Origin of the sequence: Phycobacter azelaicus, from assembly GCF_014884385.1 — a bacterium.
In the GTDB taxonomy this organism is placed as follows: domain Bacteria; phylum Pseudomonadota; class Alphaproteobacteria; order Rhodobacterales; family Rhodobacteraceae; genus Phycobacter; species Phycobacter azelaicus.
Genome location: NZ_WKFH01000003.1, coordinates 2,697,960 through 2,723,275, shown reverse-complemented (window position 1 = coordinate 2,723,275; position 25,316 = coordinate 2,697,960). Strand labels below are relative to the sequence as shown.

Genomic DNA, 25,316 nt, shown 5'->3' with positions numbered 1-25,316 from the left:
GGATAGAGCCTCATTTGCGCGGTTCCGCCTATATAGGGGGCCACGTCGCCGGGGTCAAAACGGGGAGCGGCGGTTATATGCCACCGGCCCTCAGTAATCATAAAGGATTCCCCAACCAAGCAACAGGCCCGACGCTGAAGGTTGCCGTAATCGGCAGGTCATGGCTGAACCGGATTGGCAATAACCGCTTATTGCCTGACCAGAGGCTTTTGCGCCTCGTCCCGGATCCGCCATTCGATCAACCCAGATAGAATGCCTCGGGCCGCTTTGGTGCGCCACTCAGGGTTCATCAGGTTTTCAAGATCGCGCGCACTGGACAGAAACCCGATTTCCACAAGCACCGACGGGATGTCCGCCGATTTCAGTACTGAGAAACCCGCAGCACGTAGTGGGCGACGGTTTAGCGGGCCGCCCTGTTCTGCCAGCCCCTCCACGATGGCCTGCGCCAAGGCCTCGCTGCGGGGCTGGGTTTCCTGGCGGGCCAGATCCAGCAACACATCCGTTACCAGATCGTCCGTGGCGGTCAGATCCGTCCCCGACAACAGGTCAGCGCGGTCGTGGCGTTCGGCCAGTTTGGCAGAGGCCGCATCCGATGCTTCCTTGGACAAGGTGTAGACCGTGGAGCCATGAGCACCGCCTTCGGACAGGGAATCCGCATGCAGCGAAATGAACAGATCGGCCCCGGCCTGATGCGCCAAGGCGATGCGCCGCTCCAAAGAGACGAAATAGTCACCGTCGCGCGTCAACTGTACCGAAAACTGCCCGGATCGAACCAGCATTTCACCAAGTTCAAAGGCAAAATCCAGCATCAGCGTTTTCTCATCCACGCCGCCCTCGACCTGAGCTCCGGGATCTATACCGCCGTGACCCGGATCCAGCACCACCAAGAGCGGCGCATTTTCATCCTTCGGAACCGGCGGCTGAAGCGGCTCGGGCGTGGGCAAGTCCCACCGACTGTCCTGTGGAGCGCCGGTCGCGGCCGCGAAACCCTCTGCATCGGTTTTTTCCAACCCAACGTTCAGGACCGCGCCGGAGGTGACAGGATCGACTTCCATCGCAGCAGCGCTGACCTGCATCGGCGCCCCCAGGTCAACCACCATCCGAGACCAGCCGGGCACATAGGTGCCGAACTGAACATCACGCAAGTTGTCACCGCGCAACAGGGTCTCAGGCCGCAGCCCGGTCCAATCCACCTCCTGAAAATCCAGAACGAGGCGCGGCGGCCCGTCCAGTGTGAAGATACGATAGGGCACGCCCTGACTCAGATGCAGCTCGATCTCGGCCCCCTGCCCCGCATCGCGGATCTGGCTGTTTGCCGCATCAATACGCGCCAGTGCAGAAAACCCCTGCGCCACCACCGCACCAGCGAACCAGCTACTAAATAGGAGTGTCGCGCAGAACGCCAGAAACCTGCCAAACATCCGAACCTCGTCCCATTTCACCGCCATATTAGCGGTTTTCCATGAAACGGCGCAGACGCAAAAGCCCTTCTTCGATATCGGCAGTGGACCGTGCATACGAAAACCGCAGGGTGGTCGCGCCGCGCACCGGGTCGAAATCAAGCCCGGGCGTCACCGCAACCCCGGCTTTTTCAAGGATCTCTGCGGCGAAGGCACGGCTGTCCTGCGTCAGATCCGACACATCCGCATAAACATAAAAGGCGCCATCGGGGGGCGCGATCTTGCTGAACCCGGCCTTGGGCAAACCATCGAGCATCAACTGGCGATTTTGCGCATAAACAGCAAGATTGGCCTGCAATTCCTCTTCGCAATCCATCGCAGCCAGCGCCGCGACTTGGCTTGCGTGGGGTGCGCAGATGAACATGTTCTGCGCCAGACGTTCCACCACGCGCACGTGGTCCTCGGGCACGACCATCCAGCCGACACGCCATCCTGTCATCGAGAAATACTTGGAAAAGGAATTGATTACATAAGCCTGATCCGTCAGCTCAAGCGCCGTGACGGCCTTGGCCTCATATTCGATGCCGTGATAGATCTCGTCCGAGATAAACGCGGCACCGATGTCATTGGTTGCCTCGATCAATGCGCCCATGGCACCACGATCCAGCATGGTGCCTGTGGGGTTTGCCGGTGAGGCGACCATGAGCCCTGCAAGGTCAAGACCCGCCAGATCAGTCGGCACCGGCTGCAAGCGATGCTCTGACGCGGTTTCGATATCCACGGGCGTCAGGCCCAGTGCGTGCAGGATCTGCCGATAGGAGGGATAGCCCGGCGCGCCAATCCCCACACGGTCCCCGCTGTCAAACAGCGCGGTAAAGGCGAGCAAGAACGCTCCCGAGGACCCGGAGGTTACCACCACACGGCTTGGGTCCAGATCCACATCGTACCACTCACGATACATACGCGCGATGCGCGCGCGCAGGGCCGGAATACCGAGGGCCACCGTATAGCCAAGCGCATCCTTTTCGAGCGCCTGCACCAGTGCAGCCTGCGCCGCCTTGGGTGCCCCTGTGGACGGCTGGCCAACTTCCATATGGATGATATGACGTCCGGCCTCTTCGGCCCTTCGGGCCGCCTCCATCACATCCATCACAATGAAGGGATCCACCGCAGACCGGCTTGAGTTTCGCATGATGTTCTCCCATGGTGCGCGCATGACTTTTGACCGTTTCTCTCGTCTGGCGTCAATCCCGGCTCTGGCTTTTTGCCTGCTGACCTATGCCGCGACCACATTGCAGGCCGCCTCCATCGGCCTGCTGCGTGATGCCGACGTGGAGTACGCCCTGAACCGTTTGGCGGCGCCTATTCTTCAGGCAGCGGGTCTCAATGCAAAACGGATGAAAACCCTTGTGGTCAATGAGTCTAGCTACAATGCGTTCGTTCTGGATAGTCGAACGATATTCATACATTACGGTTTGATCCTGAAATCACACAATCCCGAAATGCTGCAGGCGGTCATCGCCCATGAAGCGGCCCATATTGCCAACGGCCATATCGCGCGGCGCATGCAGAACATGCGCTCGGCGGGCAGCGCTGCGGGCCTTGGCCTCGCTCTGGCTGCCTTGGCAGCCGCCGCTGGTGCAGGCGGTGAGGCAGCATCCGGCATCGCGATAGGCACCCAAAGTTCTGCCTTGCGCGGCTTTCTGTCCCACACACGCGCAGAGGAATCCTCTGCCGACAGATCAGCGGCCGGATATCTCAGCCGCGCCGGGATTTCACCCAAAGGGCTGGTCGATCTGCACCAGACCTTTGCCGGTCAGGAAGTCTTGAGCGCGCGCCATCAGGACCCTTACATGCGATCTCATCCACTGAGCCGCGACCGCATCCGCGCGGCACAGGCCTATGTTGCAAGCCATGGCGACAATTCGTCTCCGAACCCTGAGGCTGACTATTGGTTTGCCCGCCTGCGTGGCAAGCTGTCGGGCTTCATCCGCGCACCGAAATGGACCCTGCGGCGCGCAGGCGAGGAAGTGCATAAGGACATCCGTCTGATGCGCGAGGCCATCGCCTATCACCGCCTGAAGAACCGCCAAAAGGCCCTTGCGGCCATCGACGGCGCTATTTCCCTGCGCCCTGGTGACGCTTACTACATGGAACTGAAAGGACAGTTCCTGATGGAGAACCGCGAATGGACCGCAGCCCTAGGCGCCTACAAGAAAGCCGTAACTCTGGCCCCCCGCGATCCGCTGATCCTGGCCAGCTATGGCCGGGCCCAATTGGCAGCGGGTCAACCTAAAGCCGCGATAAAGACGCTTGAGACATCCCGCGGGATCGACTTTCGCAATTCATTCCTTCTGCGAGACATGGCCCAGGCCTATGCGCAGACGAAACAGACCGGCCTCGCTGCCCTGGTGACAGCCGAGCGTTATGCCCTTCAGGGGCGTCTCGACGATGCCGGTCTTCACGCAAAACGCGCCACCGCGCTCTTGCCCACTGGATCGCCCGGATGGCGGCGGGCGCAGGATGTGCTGGTGGCTTACGAAAGATCACAGAAAAGGAAACGAAGATGATCCGTCTTTCACAAGCGGCAGCCTCTGCTGCCCTGGCTTTTGGACTGTTGAGCAGCGCGGCGCAGGCGCTGGATCTCAAGGAAATGACACCGGCCGAGCGTGCAGCCTTTGGCGAAGAGGTGCGCGCCTACCTCCTGGAAAATCCCGAAGTTATCCTTGAGGCGGTCAACCTGCTTGAGCAACGGCAGGCAGCCGATGAGGCGGCGCGGGACGAGGCCTTGGTGGCGGCGAACATCGCCGAGATAGAAAACGATGGCTATTCCTGGGTCGGCGGCAACCCGGAAGGCGACATCACTTTGGTCGAATTCATGGACTACCGCTGCGGTTACTGCCGCAAGGCCGCCCCAGAGGTGGCCGAGCTATTGGCCGAAGATGGTAATATCCGCTGGGTGGTCAAGGAATTCCCGATCCTGGGCGAAGCCTCTGTGCTGTCGTCGCGCTTCGCGGTAGCAACCAAGCAGATCGCGGGTGACGATGCCTATAAATCCGTCCATGAAGCCCTGATGACAATGACCGGAGAGCCCGGCGAAGTGGCGCTGCGCCGACTGGCCGATGGTCTTGGGCTGGACGCCGATGCCATCCTGGCCCGCATGGACAGCGAAGAGGTCACGCAAGAGCTGCGCCAAACTCGCGCTCTGGCCCAGCAGCTTTCGATTTCGGGCACCCCGACATTCGTTCTGGGCGGCGAACTGCTGCGCGGCTACCTGCCCAAGGACCAGATGGAGATCGTCGTAAAAGAGGTCCGAAAGAACCGCAGCTGATCGCTCAAAGACTGATGATGCCTAAAATGGAAAAGGGGTGCCTGTGGCGCCCCTTTTGTGTTCTCATCTTTTGTTCTCGGTGGTGTTCTCGCCAGCTTGAAGCCCATAGCGAGGCAGAGGTATCTACTTACTCGGCCGCTGCCGCAGCTTCGATCTCCGCAGCCTTTTTCTCGACCTCTTCGACGATGTGATCGACCATCTGCTCGTTGTTCATCTTGTGGCTGGCCTTCCCCGCGAGATAGACCATGCCAGAGCCAGCCCCGCCGCCGGTAAAGCCGACATCGGTCATCAACGCCTCTCCCGGCCCGTTTACGACACAGCCGATGATCGACAGGCTCATGGGCGTATGGATATGGGCCAACCGCTCTTCGAGTGTTTCAACCGTCTTGATCACGTCAAACCCCTGACGGGCGCAGGACGGACAAGAGATGATATTGACGCCGCGGTGGCGCAGCCCCAGCGATTTCAGGATTTCAAAGCCGACTTTTACCTCTTCGACCGGATCCGCAGACAGGCTGACACGCAGCGTGTCGCCGATTCCCATCCACAAAAGTTGGCCCAAGCCAATAGCTGATTTGATGGTCCCGGAGGTCAACCCACCTGCCTCGGTAATGCCAAGGTGGATCGGGGCATCGGTGGCATCGGCCAGCTGCTGATAGGCCGCCGCCGACATGAAGACATCAGAAGCCTTCACCGAAATCTTGAACTCATGAAAATCGTGGTCCTGCAGGATGCGGATGTGATCCAGACCGCTTTCGACCATCGCCTCGGGGCACGGCTCGCCATATTTTTCAAGCAGGTGTTTTTCCAGCGACCCCGCGTTGACCCCGATACGGATCGAGCAGTCGTGATCGCGTGCGGCGGCGATCACTTCGGCCACGCGCTTTTCGTCGCCGATATTGCCTGGATTGATCCGCAGGCAAGCCGCGCCCGCTTCGGCGGCTTCGATCCCGCGTTTGTAGTGGAAATGAATATCCGCCACGATCGGTACAGGGCTTTCGCGGACGATCTCTTTCAGAGCCTTTGCGGACGCCTCATCCGGGACCGAGACGCGCACGATGTCCGCCCCGGCTTCTGCAGCAGCCTGCACCTGAGCGACAGTCGCTGCAATATCCGTCGTGGGCGTATTTGTCATGGTCTGCACAGCAATCGGAGCATCGCCACCGACAGGGACATTGCCCACGTGGATCTGGCGGCTTTTGCGGCGCTCAATGTGGCGCCAGGGTCTGATGTGATTTAGCGACATAGGCTCCGTCCCGTGTGGTCTTGCTCGCCCGTTAGATACGGTCTGAAACTACGAGCTTCAATGCTCGCCGCGAGATAGATAGCCTAAAAATACCAGCGATCCATGGCAGTTTCCCCTAGGAACCGAAAACGCCTGGGAAGCGCCCGCCTACTCCTGATCTGCTTGAAGGCGAAGCTGCGCAACGACTGAGGCCAACGCCTGGTTGTTCTCGTCTTGCAGATCCGCCACCGCAAAGCGCTCGGAAATGGCATCAGGACCAAGATCTATATTCCGTGTAACGCTACCGCGTTGCCCTACCGGGCCAAAATGCTGACCGTTAACAGCAAAGTAGATGCCGCTGCTCTCGCCAGTCTTCAGGCGCGGTGGAACCTCGGTTAGCGGGATATCGAAACGATCACCCGGCTCCATGATCCCCTCGAAGATCACGCTCCCGTCAGCTGCAGTCACCTCCACCCAAGCGGGGCGCACCGCAAGGATGGCCGCGCGTGGGGTGGCCTCTTCCACCACCTGCGGCACCGTCAGTTGCTGGCCTGCACTGTCTGCGGGCAAACTCGCTTCTGCGAATTGCACAGAGGGCAGCTCTGGTTCGACAAAATTTCCGTAGGTGCGCGGATCAAGCGTTGCGATCGGTGCATCGCGCGCGGCCAGGATCGGCACATCAAGCGCCTGAGGTCGATAGAGACGGTCCAGGGCTGCAATCGCGGGGTCGCTTTCCGACTCTGCTGCGTTCAAGCGCGCGCCCTCAAGCGAGTCAACATCCGCGAGCACCAATGGCGTCTGATCGACGGGGGCAAATTGAACCTGCTGCACCTCTTTCAGGATGCTCCATCCGCCATATCCGATGCCGGAAATCAACGCGACAAGCACCATCAACGACCCGATCGCGCGAGGCTCCACATGGCTCAGGACGCTTGCCGAGGTCGGCGCAAAGGGCGTGTTCGGCGACGAAAACGGATCGTTCCCAAACCCACCAGCCGCTTTTTGAGGTTTCTGACTTGGCGCCGTCTTTCGCCCCGAAGCTTCGGCCGACATCCCGTGGGCTACGGAAAACCCGCTTTCCTCGCAGAAAGTGTCAAAGGCTTCTTCCGGGTCCATGCCTAAGTAGCGCGCATAAGAGCGCACATAGCCGGCGATGAAACCGGGCGTATCAAAAACGGTCGGATCAGAGTTTTCGATGGCAGCGATATAGGAGGCCTTGATGCGCAACTCGCGCTGGACGTCCAAGAGCGACTTGCCCATCGTCGCCCTCTCTCCCCGCATCATGTCGCCGAGCCGAAGCTCGAAATCGTCAAATCCCTTTGGAGTGGAGGGCTGAGCCTGCTCCTTCGATTTGCGCTGAGTGAGGCGCCCGATCATTACTGCTGTCCCATCTGTACCTGCCGTGGCCGAATTTTACGCCTGCAGAATCACCCGAACGACTCACACAGACGAATTCGTTGATGAAACGATAACACAATCAACAGTTTTGAACACAGATCTGTGCGCTAACCTGCCAATTCGGCACGATTTAGCGCACAATGGGACCAAAGATTGTCCATTGCCTGCACCAAACCGTCGATTTCCTTGGGGCCATGCACCGGTGACGGGGTGAAACGCAAGCGTTCGGTCCCACGCGGAACCGTGGGGAAGTTGATCGGCTGGACGTAGATTCCGAACTCGGACAAAAGCATGTCGCTCAACTTCTTGGTGTGAACCGGATCGCCGACAATCACGGGCACAATGTGGCTGCCGTGGTCGATGATCGGCAGGCCGAGCCCCTTGAGACGCAGTTTCAGGATTTTGGCCTGTTCCTGATGTTTCTCACGCAGTTCCGGCGCCGTTTTCAGATAGGCAACCGAAGCAGCCGCGCCTGCTGCGACAGCAGGTGCCAGCGAGGTGGTAAATATGAAACCCGGCGCGTAGGAGCGGATCGCATCGCACATCTTTTCGGACGCTGCAATATAGCCGCCCATCACACCATAGGCCTTCGCCAGGGTTCCGTTGATGATGTCGATCCTATGGGCAAGGTTGTCGCGCTCGGTCACACCGCCGCCGCGTGGGCCGTACATGCCGACGGCGTGTACTTCGTCGATATAGGTCAGCGCGCCAAATTCATCGGCCAGATCGCAGATTTCCTCGATCGGACCAAAATCGCCATCCATCGAGTAAACCGATTCAAACGCGATCAGCTTGGGCGCGTCGGGATCGTCTGCTTCAAGCAGTTCGCGCAGGTGGGAGACATCGTTATGGCGGAACACGCGCTTGGCACCGCCATTGCGGCGCACGCCCTCGATCATGGAAGCGTGGTTCAAGGCGTCGGAATAGATGATGAGTCCTGGGAACAGTTTGGGCAGCGTCGAAAGTGTCGCATCATTTGCGATATAGGCCGATGTGAACAGCAGGGCCGCTTCCTTGCCATGCAGATCCGCCAGCTCCGCCTCCAGGCGCTTGTGATAGACAGTGGTGCCAGAGATATTGCGGGTGCCGCCAGAGCCTGCGCCGGTGGCTTCAATCGCTTCATGCATGGCACTCAGAACAACCGGATGCTGCCCCATCCCCAGGTAGTCGTTGCCGCACCACACAGTGATGTCCTGCTGCTCCCCATCGGGACGAGTCCAAACCGCATGGGGAAACTGACCATTTTTACGCTCAATATCAATGAAGGTGCGGTAGCGGCCCTCTTCATGAAGGCGTTCGATCGCTGCGTCGAGTTTCGCGGTATAGTCCACCGGCATCTCCATAGCTCAGGTCTGGCGCAAAGGCGCTGGCGCGGGAGGCTCCCACATTCACATTTGTGAATAACTACCCCACACGCCGGTTTCAATCAACTGCTTACGCAACAGGCAGGCCGCGCAACATTGATGCAGGTCAAATAAACCTATGGGGCGGTGCGGACAAGCAGACTAAACCGCCTTTTTCCGTGCAATTCCCCGGATCGCGGTCACAAAGGCGCAAGCGGCGCATGATCGGAAACATCAAGTGGTGCAGACCGACCAGCGCAGGCGGACCGCAAGCTCTGCTTTTCATGCCCACTGGCATCCTTACGACGCCGCTGTTACGGTCTCCGCAAAAACCCAAAATCAAAAAACTCCGGAGTGAAAAAATGTCTTTGAACGAAGTACTTGACCGTATCGACGCGGATGTTTCGGTGGCCACTGATCGCCTATTGGAGCTGCTCCGCCTTCAGTCCGTGTCAACCGACCCCGCCTATAAAGCGGAATGCGAAAAGGCGGCCGACTGGCTGGTGACCGACCTCAAATCCATCGGCATTGCGGCAGAAAAGCGCACGACTCCCGGTCACCCCATGGTAGTGGGCCATGTGGGCCAAGAGAACCAGGACGCACCCCACGTTCTGTTCTACGGTCACTATGACGTTCAGCCCGTCGATCCCCTGAACCTGTGGAAGACCCCCCCGTTTGAGCCGCAGCTCGAAGAGACCGAGAACGGCACGGTGATCCGGGGCCGCGGTGCTTCGGACGACAAGGGGCAACTGATGACCTTTGTCGAGGCGTGCCGGGCCTGGAAGGCCATCCACGGCTCCCTGCCCTGCCGCATCACCTTTTTCTTTGAGGGCGAAGAAGAATCAGGCTCGCCCTCACTGGTGCCCTTCATGAAGGAACACGCCGAAGAGCTGAAAGCGGATATCGCGCTGATCTGTGACACCTCCATGGTATCGCGCGGGGTACCTTCGATTGCATCGCAGCTGCGCGGCATGCTGAAGGATGAATTCACCCTGGTGGGGCCCCGCATCGATCTGCATTCGGGCCACTATGGCGGTCCAGGCCTCAACCCCCTACGTGAAATCAGCCGTATCGTGGCTTCTTTCTATGACGAAGAAACCGGCAAGATCGCTGTCGAGGGCTTCTACGAGGGCGTCAATGAGGTGCCCGAGGACCAGCTGCGCCAGTGGGAAGGCTGCGGCTTTGACGCCGATGACTACCTTGGAAATGCAGGCTACACCCAGGCCCACGGCGAAAAGGACCGCAGCATTCTGGAACAGCAATGGGCGCGCCCGACGCTGGAGGTAAACGGCCTTTGGGGCGGCTATAACGGCGCCGGCTCAAAAACCGTGATCCCGTCCGAAGCGCATTGCAAGATCACCTGCCGTCTGGTGGGCGACATGGACCCTGACGCGCTGCGCCTGAAGATCCGCAAGCACGTGGAAGAGCGACTGAAGCCCGATTGCAAGGTGATCTGGGACAACGACCTTGAGGGCTCACGCGCCTCGGTGATGGATATCTCCCGCCCTGAGTTCACGGCTGCCCGCGCGGCGCTGAGTGATGAATGGGAGCGCGAAGCGGTGTTCTGCGGCATGGGCGGGTCGATCCCGATTGCCGGGTTCTTCAAGTCGATTCTGGGCATGGAATCCATGTTGATCGGCTTTGCAAACGAGGATGATGCGATTCATTCTCCGAATGAAAAGTATGACCTAAAGAGTTTTCACAAGGGCATCCGGTCCTGGGCGCGGGTGCTGGACGCACTGACCAAAGCCTAACAGGAAAACGCTCCCGCCCCGCCTTGGGCCTTTGGCCCGGGCGCGTTGAGCCGGGCAGCGCGCCTGCGGCGCGCTGCCCGGCATCAGGACCGGCGCGACCCGCCGGGAGATACAAACGCACGAGACAGGGAGGAAAGATCATGACACCCCAGATCGAAACAGGCACCGCAGAGGTCAACGGACAGAGTATAGCCTATACCCGTCAAGGCTCTGGTCCTGCCGTGCTTCTTCTTCATGGCTTCCCGCAAACCAAGGCTATGTGGCGGGAGGTCGCCTTAGCGCTCTCGCAGGCGTTCACCATTGTGACCGCAGACCTGCGCGGATACGGGGACAGCAGCAAGCCTGAGTGCGTTGAGGCCATGAGCTTTCGCAATATGGGCGCCGATCAGGTAGCGCTGATGCGCTGGCTGGGCCATAGCAGATTTCACCTTGTGGGCCATGACCGGGGCGCGCGCACCGCACATCGAATTGCCCTCGACAGTCCCGAGGCGGTGGCCAGCCTCACCCTGATGGACATCATTCCCACCCATTTGCTCCTGAGCGAATTGCGCCAGGAGGTGGCACGCGCCTATTATCACTGGTTTTTCCTGGCGCAGCCCGCGCCCTTTCCCGAAGGGATGATAGCCGCAAACCCCGACGGCTATTTCGAAAGCTGTCTCTTGGGCTGGGGCGGCGCAACGCTGGAAGATTTCCCGCCCGAGGCCTTGAGCGCATATCGAAAAAGCTGGCGCAACCCGGCCTGCATCCACACCATGTGCAATGACTATCGCGCGGCCATCGACGTGGACTTTGCCCTTGATGCTGCCGATCTAAACCGGCAGGTGACCTGCCCTGCGCTGGTCCTCTATGGCGCGACCGGGGCCATGGCCAAACACTATGACGTGGAGGCCACCTGGGCACCACGTCTGGCCGATATGCGCGCCGCAACCATTCCTGGGGGGCATTTTTTCGTGGACGAGCACCCGGACAAGACGGCCGAGGCCCTTTTGGCCTTCCTGAAGGAACTGCCTGCCCTTTGAGAGCGGGCCCGCTCAGAGGCCGCTGAGAGGCGCCCGCGGATTGCATGATGCTAAACAACCGTGTGGCACAAGCTTGTGGCACAAGGCCCGCCGCCCTCTAGCGGCGGTGCTGACGCAGGTGTCGCACGCCCTTGAGCGCCAAGAGCACAAGCGGAGTGCCATGCATCACCAGATCGAACCAATCCAGCGCACGGAACAATTCGCCTGCGAACAGCATCCTGAGCTTTTCCCACAAATGCGGTTCCGGGAAGAAAGGTGCAAACCCGAGAAGCAGCGCCACCACGATCGCGGTCGTCCAGTCGATAGAGTCCAAAAGATTCATGTTTGTGGCGTCCGGTCCTGACGGATTGGAGAGGAAAGAGTGGCGCGGTTGACGGGGCTCGAACCCGCGACCCCCGGCGTGACAGGCCGGTACTCTAACCAGCTGAGCTACAACCGCGCATGGGCCTACCTGAGGCTGTCCGATCGAACTCTTATTCAGAGCCACCCGCCTCGGCGGGATCAGACAAATGAGTGGCGCGGTTGACGGGGCTCGAACCCGCGACCCCCGGCGTGACAGGCCGGTACTCTAACCAACTGAGCTACAACCGCGCATGGGTCTCATTGTCTGCCGTTCGGCAATTCCCCTCCGGGGCGGACCTTGGTTTTGCCCAAGGCAGGCAGGCAGCAGTGGCGCGGTTGACGGGGCTCGAACCCGCGACCCCCGGCGTGACAGGCCGGTACTCTAACCAACTGAGCTACAACCGCTCGCTGCCCGTCCAGCATCTCTGCGGGACGTTGGGGTGTAATATTCCCAGGCCTCGGGTAAGGTCAAGCGGTGTTTTGGCTTTTTGCCCGCTTTCCGACAAAAAAATGCAGGCTGGCGAATAAGCTACTGATTTCAATACCTAACCGACTTTGGTCAGGCCGTAGGGCTGCTGCAATGGGCGGAAAGGAGGCACGCAATCGCAGCGCTTGGTGCCTCCTGCCGCGGATAGGGTCAGCCCTGGGCATAGCCAATGCCTTGAAGCGCCTCCTTGATTTCATCAAGGATTGCCGGATCGTCGATGGTAGCCGGCATCTTGAAGGGCGTGCCATCAGCGATATTGACCATGGTGCCGCGCAGGATCTTGCCCGAGCGCGTCTTGGGCAGGCGGTCTACAACCACGGCCAGCTTGAAGGCAGCCACCGGCCCGATTTTTTCGCGCACCAGTTTGACCACCTCCGAAACGATTTCCTCAGACGAGCGGTTGGTGCCAGCATTGAGGCAGAGGAAGCCCACGGGGAGCTGCCCCTTGAGCTGATCGCTCACCCCGATCACGGCACATTCCGCCACATCGGGGTGGGAGGCAAGAACCTCCTCCATACCGCCCGTGGACAGCCGGTGCCCCGCCACGTTGATCACATCATCGGTCCGCGCCATGATGTAGAGGTAGCCGTCCTCATCCTTCATGCCCGCATCACCGGTCTCATAATACCCCGGGAAGGTAGTCAGATAGCTTTTCTTGAAGCGTTCTTCGGCGTTCCACAGGTTCGGCAGCGTACCGGGCGGCAGGGGAAGTTTCACTGCGATGGCGCCCAGCTCACCGGCGGGCATCGGATTGCCGCCCTCGTCAAGAATGTCGACCTCGTAGCCGGGCATCGGTACGGCGGGCGAACCGAGCTTGGTCGGCAATTCCTCGATCCCAAGCGGGTTGGCCGCAATGGACCAGCCGGTTTCAGTCTGCCACCAGTGGTCGACCACTGGCACTTTCAGCTGATCCTGCGCCCAGGTGATGGTGTCGGGATCGGCGCGCTCACCGGCCAGGTAGACCTGATTGAGGCATGAGAGATCGTACTTACCGACGAACTCCCCCTTTGGATCTTCGCGTTTCACAGCCCGGAAGGCGGTTGGGGCCGTAAAGAAGCTTTTGACATTATGTTCGGAGATCACCCGCCAGAAGGTGCCCGCATCGGGGGTGCCGACCGGTTTGCCCTCAAACACGATGGTGGTGTTGCCGTGGATCAGCGGACCGTAGCAGATGTAGCTGTGCCCCACGACCCAGCCCACATCGGAGGCCGCCCAGAAGACATCGCCCGGATCAACGTTGTAGATATTCTTCATCGACCAATTGAGCGCCACCAGCTGCCCTGCGGTGTGGCGTATGACGCCCTTGGGCTGCCCCGTGGTACCCGAGGTATAAAGGACGTAGGCCGGGTGATTGCCTTCGACCGGCACGCATTCCGCAGGCTCCACCCCATACTGGAAACCGTGCCAGTTGACATCTCGCCCTTCGATAAGCTCTGCGACTTCCTGTTCGCGCTGGAAGATTACGCAGAAGTCAGGCTTGTGATCCGCAAGATCGATAGCCCCATCCAAGAGCGGCTTGTAGTGGACCACCCTGCCCGGCTCCAGCCCGCAGGAGGCTGCGATGATCGCCTTGGGCTTTGCATCGTCAATGCGCACGGCCAGCTCATTTGCCGCAAATCCGCCAAATACAACCGAATGCACCGCGCCAAGGCGCGCGCAGGCCAGCATCGCCTCCAGTGCCTCGGGGATCATCGGCATGTAGATGATAACCCGGTCGCCCTTCTCGATGCCCTTGGCGCGCAGGGCGCCCGCCAGAGTGGCAACCCGGTTACGCAGCTCGACATAGGAAATCTCGCGCTTCGTATGGGTGATGGGGCTGTCGTAGATGATCGCGGTCTGCTCGCCTCGGCCGTTTTCCACATGGCGATCAACCGCGTTGTAGCAGGTGTTGACCATGCCATCAGAGAACCACTCGTAAAGCCCATCGCCCAGATCGCTCAGCGCGCGCGTCGGGGCCTTGTCCCAGTCAATCGCCTTGGCGGCCTCCATCCAGAACCCCTCTGGGTCCGACTTCCAGCTGGCATATACGTCCTGATACGACATGGCGTCCTCCTCACTCCTTGCTGAGCAAGAGTTACGCCCAAGCTGTGCGCCCCGGCAAGCTGCGATAGGAACGCAGCGTCACGCAGTGGCAAAAATTTGCAATACCGACCACCATCAGACTGCAAATATATGCAAATCCCCCGAATTCATTCGAAAAACCGCAATTTTTACTGAGGCCTGCAAAATTGCAAACCCAAAGCAGCTAAAAGATCGGGCCGTCTTTCCGAATCATAGCCGTCACCAGACACGAACCAAAGCGCTGCGCGCCGTTCGGCCAGCCAAACAAGTAGCCCCCATGAAGTCTCAGCCCGAAACGTGCGCATGGCGCGCGATAAGCATTGTTGCCGGCCTTGCCCATGCCACTTCTCGCAGCAAATCCCCAGATCTGCAGTGGTTTCCCCACTGCCCCTATTGCAACCCTACCTGCGGCCTCTAACCTGCGCGCAGGAGATTTGCACATGACTAAAACAGATATCTGGCGCCTCAGCGCTACGGAATTGACCGCCCTTACCAAAACCGGCGAGATTTCAGCCGAAGCTGCAGTCCAGAGTTCCATCGACCGCATGAACGCGGTCAACCCGGCCCTCAATGCCGTGGTCGAGGATCTGAGCGCTGCAGCGCTCGAACGTGCACGGGAGCTGGACAAGGCCCGCGCCGCTGGCGCCGCCCCAGGCCCGCTGCACGGCGTGCCCGTGACCATAAAGATCAATGTGGATCAGTTGGGCCATGCCACCTCAAACGGGGTTACGGCGCTGAAAGATCTGATTGCCCCGGCCGACGCGCCTGTGGTGGAAAACCTGCAAAAGGCCGGCGCCGTGGTCATCGGGCGCACAAATACGCCCGAGTTTTCCTTTCGCGCCGACACCGACAATCCCCTGCATGGGCGTACACACAATCCGTGGGGGGCGCATATCTCACCGGGTGGCTCTTCTGGCGGCGCCGGCGCTTCCGTGATGGCCGGGATCGGCGCCCTGGGCCACGGCAATGATATCGGCGGCTCCCTCCGCTTTCCGGCCGCGGCCAATGGCGCGGTGACCGTAAAACCGGGCCTTGGCCGGGTGCCTGCCTGGAACCCCAGCCAAAAAGCAGAGCGCGGCATGCTGGCGCAATCCATGTCGGTGCAGGGTCTGATCACCCGCTCGGCTGCGGATCTGCACCTGTCGATGCCCTCGATGATTGCCCCCGATCCGCGCGATCCCTTCCATGTCCCCCTGCCCTGGCGCGGTGAAGACCTCCAAGGGCCGATCAAGGTCGCCTTCACCCGCAACACCCATGGCTATGATCTGCACCCCGAGGTGGAGGCCGCCCTGCTCACCGCGCGCGATGCGCTGAGCGATGCAGGTTATATCGTCGAAGAGGTCGAGCCGCCCAATGTCTTTGAAGCCGGGCGCAACGGCTATCGCGCCCTGATGGGTGAAGTCTATGCGATGATGAAACAGGATGTGGATGCTGCAGGCTCGCAAACCGTGCGCGATATCTTCGAAGTCTATTTCCAGGAGTTTCCTCCCTTCACGGGCACTGAGCTACTCCAGATGATGGCCAAGCGCAGCCACTACGCGCGGGAATGGTCGCTGTTCATGGAAGACTACCCGCTGGTGCTGACCCCCTTCCTGCCGCAACCCTTCTTCAAACCCGACCGTGACACCGAAGGCGCAGAGGGCGTGCACGAGGTTCTGGGCTGCGCGGTCTATTCCTATGCGATGAACTTCATGGGGCTGCCCGCGGCCTGTGTGCCGTCGCGGCTTGCCCAGCTCGACAAAGGACCGCAACCGATCAACGTGCAGATCGTCTCCCGCCGCTGGCGCGAGGATCTGGCCGTGGATGCCGCCGCCGCCATCGAAGCCCGCGTGGGTCCGATGCACAAGACGCTTTGGGAGTTGATGGAGGTGCGGGGCTAAGCCTTCCAGAACAGCAAAGCAAAGGGGGCAGCCCTGCCCCCCTTGCCGGTCAGGTGAACTGCTCCGAGATCAGACGCTCTTCAAGTCCGTGACCCGGGTCGAACAGGATCTTGTGGCGAATACTGGCCTCAGTCTGGATTTCTACCCAGTCGATATCCTGAAAGGACACGGAATCGGCCTCGGCCATAACCGGGCGCTTGTCCGCTTCCAGTACGTCGAACCGCACCTTTGCATTGCTGGGCAGCAAGGCCCCACGCCAGCGCCGGGGCCTGAAAGCGGCAACAGCCGTCAACGCCAACACATCCGATCCGATGGGAAGAATCGGACCATGGGCTGAATAGTTGTAGGCGGTTGAACCGGCTGGGGTCGATACCAGCGCGCCATCGCAGACCAACTCCGCCATCCGCTGTCGCCCATCCACAGAGATTTTCAGCCGCGCGGCCTGCGGCCCTGCCCGCAGCAATGAGACCTCATTGATGGCCAACGCTCGGTGCATTCTTCCGCTGCGGTCCATCGCGGTCATCGACAGAGGATTGATGATCTCCTGCTCCGCCGCCTCAAGCCGCGCGATCAATCCATCTTCCTGATATTCATTCATCAAGAAGCCGACGGTGCCCCGGTTCATACCATAGACAGGTGCGCTCAGATCGATGGTGTCATGAAGGGTATGAAGCATGAAGCCATCCCCGCCAAGGGCAACGATCACCTCTGCCTCCTCGGGCGCGCAATTATCATACCGCGCAGTCAGGACCGTCAAAGCGCGCTGCGCAACTTCTGCCGTGCTGGCTAGAAAGGCGATTCTCATGACCCTGCTCTCATTTCGCTCTCTTTTGCGCTTTGGTCTCATTCTGCACCGAAACGGAAGTTTCCGGTCCTGCGCATTCGGTTCCGAAACAAGCACAGCTTTCCCACAAAGGCCATAGTGGCCGTTCTGCCGCAGGTATTCGTCGTTTTCCGGGCTTTTAGATTGGCGAGGTTTCCTATAGGAAATCTCGCAATCCAACCTCCAACCCAACGGAGCCAGCATGACCGAGACCACCCGTGACCCCGGTTTCTTCACCCAGTCCCTTTCCGAACGCGACCCCGAGCTGTTCGCCTCAATCACCGATGAGCTGGGCCGCCAGCGCGATGAGATCGAGTTGATCGCATCTGAGAACATTGTTTCCGCCGCCGTGATGGAAGCGCAGGGCTCCGTGCTGACCAACAAGTACGCAGAAGGCTACCCCGGTCGCCGCTACTATGGCGGTTGCCAGTACGTTGACGTTGCCGAAAACCTGGCGATCGAGCGCGCCAAGGAGCTGTTTGGCTGCGGCTTTGCCAACGTGCAGCCGAACTCCGGCAGCCAGGCGAACCAGGGCGTGTTCACCGCGCTGATCAAGCCCGGCGACACCATCCTGGGCATGGATCTGGCCTCGGGCGGTCACTTGACCCACGGCGCTGCGCCCAACCAGTCGGGCAAATGGTTCAACGCCGTGCACTACGGTGTGCGCCGCGATGACAACCTCATCGACTACGATCAGGTCGAAGCGCTGGCGGTCGAACATCAGCCCAAGCTGATCATCGCTGGCGGCTCTGCCATTCCTCGCGTCATCGACTTTGCCCGCTTCCGTGAGATTGCCGACAAGGTTGGCGCCTATCTGCATGTAGACATGGCGCATTTCGCGGGCCTCGTGGCGGCGGGTGAGCACCCCTCGCCCTTCCCGCACGCGCATGTGGTAACCACCACCACTCATAAGACCCTGCGCGGGCCTCGTGGCGGCCTGATCCTGACCAATGACGAGACGATCGCCAAGAAGGTGAACTCTGCCATCTTCCCAGGCATTCAGGGCGGCCCGCTGATGCATGTGATCGCGGCCAAGGCCGTGGCCTTTGGCGAGGCTCTGCGCCCCGAGTTCAAGACCTACCAGAAGCAGGTGCGCGCCAATGCCGTGGCGCTGGCCGACCAGCTGATCAAGGGCGGGCTCGATATCGTCACCGGCGGCACCGACACCCACGTGATGCTGGTAGACCTGCGCCCCAAGGGCGTGACAGGCAATATCGTGGACAAGGCGCTCGGCCGTGCCCATATCACCACCAACAAGAACGGCATCCCGTTTGACCCGGAAAAGCCGATGGTGACCTCTGGCATCCGCCTTGGCACCCCGGCGGGCACCACCCGCGGCTTTGGTGAGGAAGAGTTCCGCCATATTGCCGACCTGATCGTCGAGGTCGTCGACGGGCTGGCGGCAAACGGTGAGGATGGCAACGGCGCCGTCGAGGAAGCCGTGCGCGGCAAGGTCGCGGCCCTCTGCGCCCGCTTCCCGCTCTATCCGAACCTCTGAGCAAATTCCGCTCTCATGCAAAACAGGCAGCCACGGTCCGCACCGTGGCTGCCTTTTCATTTCGGTGGACCTCCCGCGCACTGACGCCGCATCAAAGATACCCCGCCACAGGCCTTACGCCTGGCAGCCCGGACAGGTCCGTGCTGCTGCGCCGCTTGCGGCGCCCGGCCCAACGGGACCAGATCATCTGCGATGATCGCAGGACGGGCGGGAGAGCAACCTTGCCGCCGCTATACGAATCCGCGCCACCGCAGGACAATGATCACGAGAGTCGCCACGCTCAATAGCGAAAAAGCCATGCTTCCCAGCAGCCCAAGCAGGCGATCCTTGCGCCGCTCTGCCATATCGATCGAGCGCAGGTGGCCAAGAACCTCGCGCGCAGCACGATGGAGCCCCTTGTCGTCCACTGTCACAGACAGTTTAGGATGATTCAGAAGCGGAAGAGCATCGGCCAGAACCACCCCCTGCCGATAGATGCGACGCGGCAGACGCCGCCGCGCCTTGGTCAAGGCGTTCGAAAGATCTCCTGAAGCATGCTCTTTTTCACTCAGCAGGCCCCGGATTTGCTCGATCTCTGCGACCAGAGTATGTGACACCGCCGCGACCTCCTTCAACCATCATGATTTAAGTTCAAGGATTCTTAGCGCGATCGCCGAAACAGCTCAATAAGGCTGGCGCAAGCCCTGCAGGGCAGGTATCACACTGCACCATGTTGAACACGATCCTGCACGGCGCCCAGACGGACCAGACCCCTCTTCTTATTGCCCATGGGCTTTATGGCTCTGCGCGCAACTGGGGTGTAATTGCCAAACGCCTGTCCGACGAACGCCTGGTTGTGGCCGTTGACATGCGCAATCACGGGAACAGCCCCTTCTATGGCAGCCACAGCTATCCTGAGATGGCCGACGATCTGGCTGAGGTAATAGCGGCCCACGGGGGCCGGATGGACGTGATCGGGCACTCCATGGGGGGCAAAGCCGCCATGATGCTGGCCTTAAGACATCCTGACGCCGTGCGGCGCCTCTTGGTGGCCGACATCGCTCCGGTCAGCTATGGGCACAGCCAAATCCAGTACATTGAAGCAATGCGCGCTGTGGATCTCGACAAGGTCAACCGCAGGTCGGATGCCCATGCGCAATTGTCAGACCTCGGGGTGGACCCTGCCCTGCAAAGCTTTTTCACTCAATCTCTGGACATCCGGGGCAAGCGCTGGTGCCTCAATCTCGACACCCTTGCAAAAGAGATGCCGACCATTCTGTCTTTTCCCAAGACCGACGCCCACTGGGATGGGCTTGCCTTGTTCCTGTCTGGCGCAGAATCGGACTACGTGCGCCCGGAGCACCGCCCCGAAATCCTGGCCCGTTTTCCAGCAGCCCGCTTTGCAAAGATCCCGAAGGCCGGGCATTGGCTGCACGCCGATGCTCCACGCGCCTTTGAAGCAACCGCGCGCGCCTTCCTCAACGCCTGACGGATTAAGGCATAGCGTCTTGGGACCCGCTGCGCAGTCATGTTCAAACGCTACATCCCAGGATCAACCGGTTCTTCGATCATGGCACCAGCAGTGGCCCAGTCGGAAAGCCCACCAGTGTTATAAACAGAGGCATATCCCATGTCTTTCAGAAGCTTCCCCGCAAGAGCGGCCCGGCCACCACTGGCGCAATGCAACAGGATGGTGCGATCCTTGCTGAACGTGCTGTCGTGAAACGGGCTGGCTGGGTCAGCGCGAAACTCAAGCATTCCCCGCGAAACATGGTGCGAGCCTGCAACGCGGCCTGACGCCGATAACTCCGTTGCATCGCGGATATCAAGCAGCAGGGCACCCTCCTCCAACTTCTTCTGAGCCTCTTCCACTGAGATACGCTCCACGGCGGCATTCGCCTCAGCCATCATCTGTTGCAGGGTCACGGGCATTGCTTGCTCCTCTCTCTTCATCATGTTGGCGTGCAGCCAGCACGCTTGGGCCGCACATAGATGTCACCTAAGCGCCCCGCAGCCACGACGGCAAGCGTGAAAGCGGCGCCCTCAAGCCACCGTGAAGCAGCCACTGCGTCGCGCCAAAAGCCAACCCCAGGAAAACTGCACCCGGATTAACTCTATTGTCACCAGTTTTAGGAAAATTAAGCGTCAACCCGTGACGCATCTCAAAGACCAACAGGGCAAGCAATGAACGATTGGACCTCAGGCTATGTGGCCGAACTTGATTACACCCACGATTTCTTTGGCGAGCTTGCGCCGTCGCATCTTGCGTTCTGTGCAACTCTCAAAGGTCAGAAGCACGGCCTTCACGGCGAAGACTTGACCTATTGCGAACTAGGCTGCGGTCAGGGCTTTTCAGCCAATCTTCTGGCAGCAGCCAATCCCCACATCCAGTTTCATGCGATGGACTTCAACCCATCCCACATTACCGGTGCCCGTGAGCTTGCGACCGAGGCCGGGCTGAAGAACATGCATTTCCACGAGCGGTCCTTCGAGGATTTCCAATCCGAGCCGTCTCTGCCCGACGCTTTCGATGTCATCGCCCTGCATGGCGTTTACAGCTGGGTGTCTCGAGAGAACCAAAAATACATTCTTGAGTTTCTGTCCAAGCGCCTAAAACCCGGCGGTCTGGTCTATATCAGCTACAACACCCAGCCCGGCTGGGCCGCCGCCCTGCCCCTGCGCCGGATCATGACCGACCGCGCGGCCCAAGGCAGTGGTCCCCTCCACCAGCGCATCAGCGAAGCCATCGCCTGGGCGCAGGAACTCAATTTGACCGGTGCAGAGTACTTTGCCGCCAACCCGGTCGTTGCCAAACGGCTGGGCAAGATGGATGGCATGTCGCAAAACTATCTTGCTCATGAGTTTTTCAACAAGGATTGGACACCGTTCCACTTTGCCGACATTGCTGAGGATCTGTCTCAGGCCAAGCTGTCTTTCTTGGCCTCATCAGACCCGATGGCCCACGTGGATGACGTCTGCCTGTCTCAGAGCCAGCACGAGATGCTGGAACGGGAAAGCGACCCTGTACGCCGCCAGAGCCTACGAGACATCCTTCTGAACGCACAGTTCCGCACGGATATCTTTGTGAGAGGAAAACTCCGCCACACTGAAAGGGGGGCCATCGGAGCCTGGTTCAACGTTCCGCTGGCCTTGGCGCGCCGATACAACGGCGGCTCCATTATCCTTGCATCGCGCAGCGGCGAAGAGCCATTACGCCGCGACCAGTATGAACCGCTTTTGGCGGCGCTCAAGGATGGCCCGCAAACCGTGCGCCAACTCCTGGATTCCGGCGCGTTTGGCAACAACACCTGGGCGGAGATTACCCGCATGCTGACACTTTTGATCGGCGCCCACCATGTGATTCCCTGCCTGCAGGTCGAGGGGTTTGTCGAACGGGCAGAACAGTGTCGCCGCTTCAACATGGCCGTATGCAAACGCGCCGAGGACAGCGAAACCCTGCGTTTTCTTGCCTCACCGGTCACGGGCAGCGGCATCGCGTTCGACAGGTTCGAACAGCTTTTCCTACTCGCACGCAGCGAAGGTCTTTCAACGCCGACAGAATGGGCAGAGTTGGCCTGGCAGATCCTTGCCCCGCAGGGACAACGCCTGCATGTGGATGGCCGAATCCTGGAAACCCCCGAAGAAAACCTGGCCGTGCTGCGCGTCCGCGCCAATGCCTTTGCGGCGCAGCGCCTGCCCCTGTGCGAAAGCCTCGGAATCACACTTGAACCGCCCAGTCCAGAGCCTCACGCCCAGTCGCAAAGACAATCGCAGTCGGCCGCATAGCGCCGAAGAATGATTGCCCGAAACAAGACCGCTCAAGACCTCCGGTAGGCGCCGGGGGTCGTGCCCGTCCACCGCTTGAACGCGCGGTGGAAGTTAGCCGATGTTGCAAAACCGACATCCTGCGAAATCGCCTCGATGCTTTTGCTGCCATCAGACAGGTCTCTGATTGCGATGTCCCGCCGCAGGCCATCCTTTATCTCCTGAAATGAAGTGCCTTCTGTATCCAGCCGCCGGATCAGCGTCCGCGGTGTGAGGTTCAGGGCCTGCGCAGCCTCTTCAAGGTTGCAGGTCATGCGGTGTGATCTCAAAAGCAGTTCCCGCACGCGCAGCATGAAGGTGTGTTCCCTAGACCCCGTGAAAATCCAGTCCCGCGGAGCGCGCAGCAGAAATTCCTGCATCTCGACTTCGCTGCGCGGCACAGGCGCTCCATCCAGCAGATCCGCAAAACTCACCGAGGAGCGCCCCTGCCCAAATCGCACCGGAGCGGGAAACAGGATCGGATAGTCCTCTGCAAACTCTGGCCGTTCAAAAACAAAACTGACCTCGCGCAGAGGCAATTCCCGCCCGGCAAGCCACGATCCGATCCCGTGAGCCAGCTTCAAGAGCAGCATATGCCCGAACCGGTGCTGCCCACCAGCACCTTGCGGCTCAAGCACAATGCGGAGGTGATCACGCCGTGTCTCAAGATGCATCTGGCAGTCATCGAGAACGATGTTCCAGAAGGAGGTGAACCGAAAAAGGGCCGCAGAAAGCGACGAAGCCCCGCGCAGAGAAGCGCAAAGCACTTTCAGCGCACCGGAGCGCACCGGCCTGCTCCAGAGGCCCATCATCTCGTCACCGGTTTCATTTGCCACCAGTTGATAGAGCCGGACGATCTGATCATGTGTCACACGGCCACGCGGCTGCGCTGCGCCAGAAAGGCCCGTTTGCGCCATGAAGCCCGCCAACTGCTGGGCCGGGCAGTGAACCCGCAGGGCCTCCAGCCAGTCCTCCAGGAATGCACGCGATACAGTGGGCAGGATCGGCGCAGTCACCTCTGGTTCAAGCGAGATTTCAGCCATCCAACCTGTCACTTTTTGCAAGTTTTGCGTCCATTGAGGATATAGACGGCCGTCAATCAAAAGTCTATCTGGCAGCAAAGGAAACACAGCGAAAGGGCACTCCATGACATTCGATGCTCCCGTGAAGGACATGATTTTCAACATCGCCCACTTGGCCGGGTGGACTGAAGTCAGCGCGCTACCCGTCTACGACGCTGTCGCGATTGAAGATGTGGACGCTGCGCTGACAGAATTTGCGCGCTTCGTTTCCGAGGAAATCGCCCCGCTCAATACGGTCGGCGATCAGGTCGGATCAACGTATGAGGACGGTCGCGTGACGCTCCCCGTCGGCTTTACCGAGGCTTACGCGAAATTTGTCGAAATGGGCTGGCAGAGCCTGCCGCACCCGGAAGAGTTCGGCGGACAGGGTTTGCCACGCTCCGTCGGTGCCGCTGCAACCGAGATGCTGAATGCCGCCAACATGAGCTTTGCGCTGTGCCCTCTTTTGACCGAAGGCGCCATCGAAGCCCTGCTGACCGCCGCATCGGATGAGCAGAAGGCAACCTACCTGGAGAACCTGGTGTCCGGCAAATGGACCGGCACAATGAACCTGACCGAGCCGCAGGCGGGCAGCGACCTGGCATTGCTACGTAGCAAGGCAGAACCGCGCGCCGATGGCACCTATGCGATCAGCGGCACCAAGATCTACATCACCTATGGTGAGCACGACATGTCCGGGAACACCGTGCATCTGGTGCTGGCCCGCACGCCCGATGCGCCCGCGGGGGTAAAGGGGATCAGCCTGTTCCTGGTGCCAAAATACATGGTGAACAGCGACGGCTCTGTGGGCGAACGCAATGCCGTGCGTTGCGTCAGCATTGAACACAAGCTGGGCATCAAGGCCAGCCCCACGGCGGTGCTCAGCTTCGAAGAGGCAACCGGGTATCTGATCGGCGAGGAAAACGCCGGCCTGCGCTACATGTTCGAGATGATGAACTCCGCCCGCTATGCGGTTGGTTTGCAAGGGGTTGCCGTCTCGGAACGCGCCTACCAGCAGGCTCTATCCTATGCCCGGGACCGCGTTCAAAGCGCGCCAGTGGATGGCTCAACGTGCGAGGCGGTTACCATCGTGAACCACCCGGATGTGCGCCGGATGCTGATGCGCATGCGGTCCATCACCGAAGGTGGGCGTGCCATGGCGGCCTTTGCCGCCGGCTGGCAGGATCTGGCCAAACACGCGGCCACGCCAGAAGAGCGCGCAAACGCGGCCGCGATTTCGGAGTTCCTGACCCCGCTCGTCAAAGGCTATTGCACCGAGATGAGCGTCGATGTCACTTCGCTGGGCGTTCAGGTACATGGCGGTATGGGGTTCATCGAGGAAACAGGCGCCGCGCAGCACTACCGTGATGCCCGCATCCTCCCGATCTATGAAGGCACCACCGCCATCCAGGCCAACGACCTGGTGGGCCGCAAGACCCTGCGCGATGGCGGAGAGACCGCCCTTCGGCTCGCCGAGATGATCACGCAGACCGAAGCGGAATTGGCCAGTGGTTCGAGTGCGGCGCAAACCGTTGGCGCCCGCCTCGCTCGCGCGCGGGAGGCCTTTGCCGCCGTCGTGCAACACCTCGTGTCCTCCGGCAAGGATGATCCGAATGCGGCTTTTGGCGCAGGCGTCCCCTATCTGATGCTCGCTGGAAATCTCGTAGCAGGTTGGCAACTGGCGCGTGCCCTTCTTGTTGCAGAAGCAGCGCTCGAAAAGGGCGAAGACCCCGATTTCATGACAGCCAAGATCTCTACCGCGCGGTTCTATGCGGATCACGTCCTGAACGATACCAGCGCGCAGCGCGATCGCATTCTGGAGGGCGCCGACAGCCTGCTTTCCGCCGTTCTCTGACAGCTCCTAAATGGGGCGCTGCCTGCCTTCTCTCTTATTCTTCCGAAAGGACCCCG

Annotated in this window: 20 protein-coding genes and 3 tRNA genes; 9 read left to right on the top strand and 14 right to left on the bottom strand. The window is 60.3% G+C overall.

Annotated elements, in window-relative coordinates; genetic code table 11:
• Positions 1-188: 188 nt before the first annotated feature.
• Positions 189-1,448 carry an N-acetylmuramoyl-L-alanine amidase gene (locus INS80_RS14200; RefSeq protein ID WP_226892629.1) on the bottom strand — a complete coding sequence of 420 codons (1,260 nt, stop codon included), beginning with the start codon at positions 1,446-1,448 and terminating at the stop codon, positions 189-191.
• A gap of 1 nt (position 1,449) precedes the next feature.
• A complete protein-coding gene (locus tag INS80_RS14195) occupies positions 1,450-2,592 on the bottom strand; it encodes a pyridoxal phosphate-dependent aminotransferase (RefSeq protein ID WP_192966257.1) in 1,143 nt (380 codons plus the stop codon).
• On the opposite strand from INS80_RS14195, the gene INS80_RS14190 reads away from it, so the two are divergent.
• Both INS80_RS14190 and INS80_RS14185 read left to right on the top strand, forming a co-directional pair.
• Positions 2,591-3,970, top strand: a complete 1,380-nt coding sequence (locus INS80_RS14190) for a M48 family metalloprotease (RefSeq protein WP_192967288.1) — start codon at positions 2,591-2,593, stop codon at positions 3,968-3,970. The two genes, INS80_RS14195 and INS80_RS14190, sit on opposite strands and share 2 nt — an antisense overlap.
• Entirely contained in the window at positions 3,967-4,731 is a 765-nt protein-coding gene (locus INS80_RS14185) for a DsbA family protein (RefSeq protein ID WP_192966256.1), read from the top strand. Before INS80_RS14190 ends, INS80_RS14185 begins: the two co-directional genes overlap by 4 nt.
• A 127-nt stretch (positions 4,732-4,858) precedes the next feature.
• On the opposite strand, the gene ispG is transcribed toward INS80_RS14185, so the two are convergent.
• The 3 genes from ispG to hemA all read right to left on the bottom strand — a co-directional run bounded on the left by ispG (position 4,859) and on the right by hemA (position 8,685).
• A complete protein-coding gene (gene ispG, locus INS80_RS14180; RefSeq protein ID WP_192966255.1) occupies positions 4,859-5,977 on the bottom strand; it encodes a flavodoxin-dependent (E)-4-hydroxy-3-methylbut-2-enyl-diphosphate synthase in 1,119 nt (372 codons plus the stop codon).
• Between the two features lie 147 nt (positions 5,978-6,124).
• Positions 6,125-7,333, bottom strand: a complete 1,209-nt coding sequence (locus INS80_RS14175) for a helix-turn-helix domain-containing protein (RefSeq protein ID WP_192966254.1) — start codon at positions 7,331-7,333, stop codon at positions 6,125-6,127.
• 128 nt (positions 7,334-7,461) lie between these two features.
• On the bottom strand, positions 7,462-8,685 hold the full coding sequence (gene hemA / locus INS80_RS14170) for a 5-aminolevulinate synthase (RefSeq protein WP_369411412.1): 1,224 nt from the start codon (positions 8,683-8,685) through the stop codon (positions 7,462-7,464).
• A gap of 374 nt (positions 8,686-9,059) precedes the next feature.
• On the opposite strand from hemA, the gene INS80_RS14165 reads away from it, so the two are divergent.
• Positions 9,060-10,451, top strand: coding sequence for a M20/M25/M40 family metallo-hydrolase (locus INS80_RS14165; protein ID WP_192966252.1), 1,392 nt, complete (start codon positions 9,060-9,062; stop codon positions 10,449-10,451).
• Between the two features lie 140 nt (positions 10,452-10,591).
• Positions 10,592-11,470 (top strand): alpha/beta fold hydrolase, encoded by an 879-nt coding sequence (locus tag INS80_RS14160; RefSeq protein WP_192966251.1) that lies wholly within the window; start codon positions 10,592-10,594, stop codon positions 11,468-11,470.
• 97 nt (positions 11,471-11,567) lie between these two features.
• On the opposite strand, the gene INS80_RS14155 is transcribed toward INS80_RS14160, so the two are convergent.
• The 5 genes from INS80_RS14155 to prpE form a co-directional block, all read right to left on the bottom strand.
• Positions 11,568-11,792, bottom strand: a complete 225-nt coding sequence (locus tag INS80_RS14155) for an RND transporter (protein WP_192966250.1) — start codon at positions 11,790-11,792, stop codon at positions 11,568-11,570.
• Between the two features lie 40 nt (positions 11,793-11,832).
• Positions 11,833-11,909, bottom strand: a tRNA-Asp gene (locus INS80_RS14150).
• Positions 11,910-11,984: 75 nt separating this feature from the next.
• Positions 11,985-12,061: transfer RNA gene (locus tag INS80_RS14145), tRNA-Asp, on the bottom strand.
• Between the two features lie 79 nt (positions 12,062-12,140).
• Positions 12,141-12,217 (bottom strand) — tRNA-Asp (locus INS80_RS14140).
• Between the two features lie 232 nt (positions 12,218-12,449).
• Positions 12,450-14,342, bottom strand: a complete 1,893-nt coding sequence (gene prpE, locus INS80_RS14135; protein ID WP_192966249.1) for a propionate-CoA ligase PrpE — start codon at positions 14,340-14,342, stop codon at positions 12,450-12,452.
• A gap of 458 nt (positions 14,343-14,800) precedes the next feature.
• Here prpE and INS80_RS14130 point away from each other — a divergent pair, with 458 nt between their 5' ends.
• On the top strand, positions 14,801-16,240 hold the full coding sequence (locus tag INS80_RS14130) for an amidase family protein (RefSeq protein WP_192966248.1): 1,440 nt from the start codon (positions 14,801-14,803) through the stop codon (positions 16,238-16,240).
• Positions 16,241-16,289: 49 nt separating this feature from the next.
• On the opposite strand, the gene INS80_RS14125 is transcribed toward INS80_RS14130, so the two are convergent.
• A complete protein-coding gene (locus INS80_RS14125; protein WP_226892628.1) occupies positions 16,290-17,267 on the bottom strand; it encodes an NAD kinase in 978 nt (325 codons plus the stop codon).
• Here INS80_RS14125 and glyA point away from each other — a divergent pair.
• The gene (glyA, locus tag INS80_RS14120; protein WP_192966246.1) at positions 17,266-18,561 is read left to right on the top strand and encodes a serine hydroxymethyltransferase; all 1,296 of its coding nucleotides are present in this window, start codon (positions 17,266-17,268) and stop codon (positions 18,559-18,561) included. The two genes, INS80_RS14125 and glyA, sit on opposite strands and share 2 nt — an antisense overlap.
• 230 nt (positions 18,562-18,791) lie before the next feature.
• Here glyA and INS80_RS14115 read toward each other — a convergent pair whose 3' ends face one another.
• Positions 18,792-19,157 (bottom strand): hypothetical protein, encoded by a 366-nt coding sequence (locus INS80_RS14115; RefSeq protein ID WP_192966245.1) that lies wholly within the window; start codon positions 19,155-19,157, stop codon positions 18,792-18,794.
• A gap of 113 nt (positions 19,158-19,270) precedes the next feature.
• Between INS80_RS14115 and INS80_RS14110 the strand changes: the two genes are divergently transcribed.
• Positions 19,271-20,029 (top strand): alpha/beta fold hydrolase, encoded by a 759-nt coding sequence (locus INS80_RS14110; RefSeq protein ID WP_192966244.1) that lies wholly within the window; start codon positions 19,271-19,273, stop codon positions 20,027-20,029.
• Positions 20,030-20,079: 50 nt separating this feature from the next.
• Here INS80_RS14110 and INS80_RS14105 read toward each other — a convergent pair whose 3' ends face one another.
• Positions 20,080-20,472: a rhodanese-like domain-containing protein gene (locus INS80_RS14105; protein ID WP_192966243.1), complete on the bottom strand. Its 393-nt coding sequence runs from the start codon at positions 20,470-20,472 to the stop codon at positions 20,080-20,082.
• Between the two features lie 252 nt (positions 20,473-20,724).
• Here INS80_RS14105 and INS80_RS14100 point away from each other — a divergent pair, with 252 nt between their 5' ends.
• Complete coding sequence (locus tag INS80_RS14100; protein WP_192966242.1) at positions 20,725-22,326, top strand: methyltransferase regulatory domain-containing protein; 1,602 nt, start codon at positions 20,725-20,727, stop codon at positions 22,324-22,326.
• 32 nt (positions 22,327-22,358) lie between these two features.
• On the opposite strand, the gene INS80_RS14095 is transcribed toward INS80_RS14100, so the two are convergent.
• Positions 22,359-23,387 carry an AraC family transcriptional regulator gene (locus tag INS80_RS14095; protein WP_192966241.1) on the bottom strand — a complete coding sequence of 343 codons (1,029 nt, stop codon included), beginning with the start codon at positions 23,385-23,387 and terminating at the stop codon, positions 22,359-22,361.
• 103 nt (positions 23,388-23,490) lie between these two features.
• On the opposite strand from INS80_RS14095, the gene INS80_RS14090 reads away from it, so the two are divergent.
• Positions 23,491-25,260 (top strand): acyl-CoA dehydrogenase family protein, encoded by a 1,770-nt coding sequence (locus INS80_RS14090; RefSeq protein WP_192966240.1) that lies wholly within the window; start codon positions 23,491-23,493, stop codon positions 25,258-25,260.
• The last annotated feature ends 56 nt before the right edge of the window (positions 25,261-25,316 follow it).

Bases quoted from the DNA above. Each gene is read 5' to 3' on its own strand.
- INS80_RS14200 (WP_226892629.1), bottom strand. From the start codon at position 1,448: ATGGCGGTGAAATGGGACGAGGTTCGGATGTTTGGCAGGTTTCTGGCG.
- INS80_RS14190 (WP_192967288.1), top strand. From the start codon at position 2,591: ATGATGTTCTCCCATGGTGCGCGCATGACTTTTGACCGTTTCTCTCGT.
- INS80_RS14195 (WP_192966257.1), bottom strand. From the start codon at position 2,592: ATGCGAAACTCAAGCCGGTCTGCGGTGGATCCCTTCATTGTGATGGAT.
- INS80_RS14185 (WP_192966256.1), top strand. From the start codon at position 3,967: ATGATCCGTCTTTCACAAGCGGCAGCCTCTGCTGCCCTGGCTTTTGGA.
- ispG (WP_192966255.1), bottom strand. From the start codon at position 5,977: ATGTCGCTAAATCACATCAGACCCTGGCGCCACATTGAGCGCCGCAAA.
- INS80_RS14175 (WP_192966254.1), bottom strand. From the start codon at position 7,333: ATGATCGGGCGCCTCACTCAGCGCAAATCGAAGGAGCAGGCTCAGCCC.
- INS80_RS14165 (WP_192966252.1), top strand. From the start codon at position 9,060: ATGTCTTTGAACGAAGTACTTGACCGTATCGACGCGGATGTTTCGGTG.
- INS80_RS14160 (WP_192966251.1), top strand. From the start codon at position 10,592: ATGACACCCCAGATCGAAACAGGCACCGCAGAGGTCAACGGACAGAGT.
- INS80_RS14155 (WP_192966250.1), bottom strand. From the start codon at position 11,792: ATGAATCTTTTGGACTCTATCGACTGGACGACCGCGATCGTGGTGGCG.
- prpE (WP_192966249.1), bottom strand. From the start codon at position 14,342: ATGTCGTATCAGGACGTATATGCCAGCTGGAAGTCGGACCCAGAGGGG.
- INS80_RS14130 (WP_192966248.1), top strand. From the start codon at position 14,801: ATGACTAAAACAGATATCTGGCGCCTCAGCGCTACGGAATTGACCGCC.
- glyA (WP_192966246.1), top strand. From the start codon at position 17,266: ATGACCGAGACCACCCGTGACCCCGGTTTCTTCACCCAGTCCCTTTCC.
- INS80_RS14125 (WP_226892628.1), bottom strand. From the start codon at position 17,267: ATGCTGGCTCCGTTGGGTTGGAGGTTGGATTGCGAGATTTCCTATAGG.
- INS80_RS14110 (WP_192966244.1), top strand. From the start codon at position 19,271: ATGTTGAACACGATCCTGCACGGCGCCCAGACGGACCAGACCCCTCTT.
- INS80_RS14105 (WP_192966243.1), bottom strand. From the start codon at position 20,472: ATGCCCGTGACCCTGCAACAGATGATGGCTGAGGCGAATGCCGCCGTG.
- INS80_RS14100 (WP_192966242.1), top strand. From the start codon at position 20,725: ATGAACGATTGGACCTCAGGCTATGTGGCCGAACTTGATTACACCCAC.
- INS80_RS14095 (WP_192966241.1), bottom strand. From the start codon at position 23,387: ATGGCTGAAATCTCGCTTGAACCAGAGGTGACTGCGCCGATCCTGCCC.
- INS80_RS14090 (WP_192966240.1), top strand. From the start codon at position 23,491: ATGACATTCGATGCTCCCGTGAAGGACATGATTTTCAACATCGCCCAC.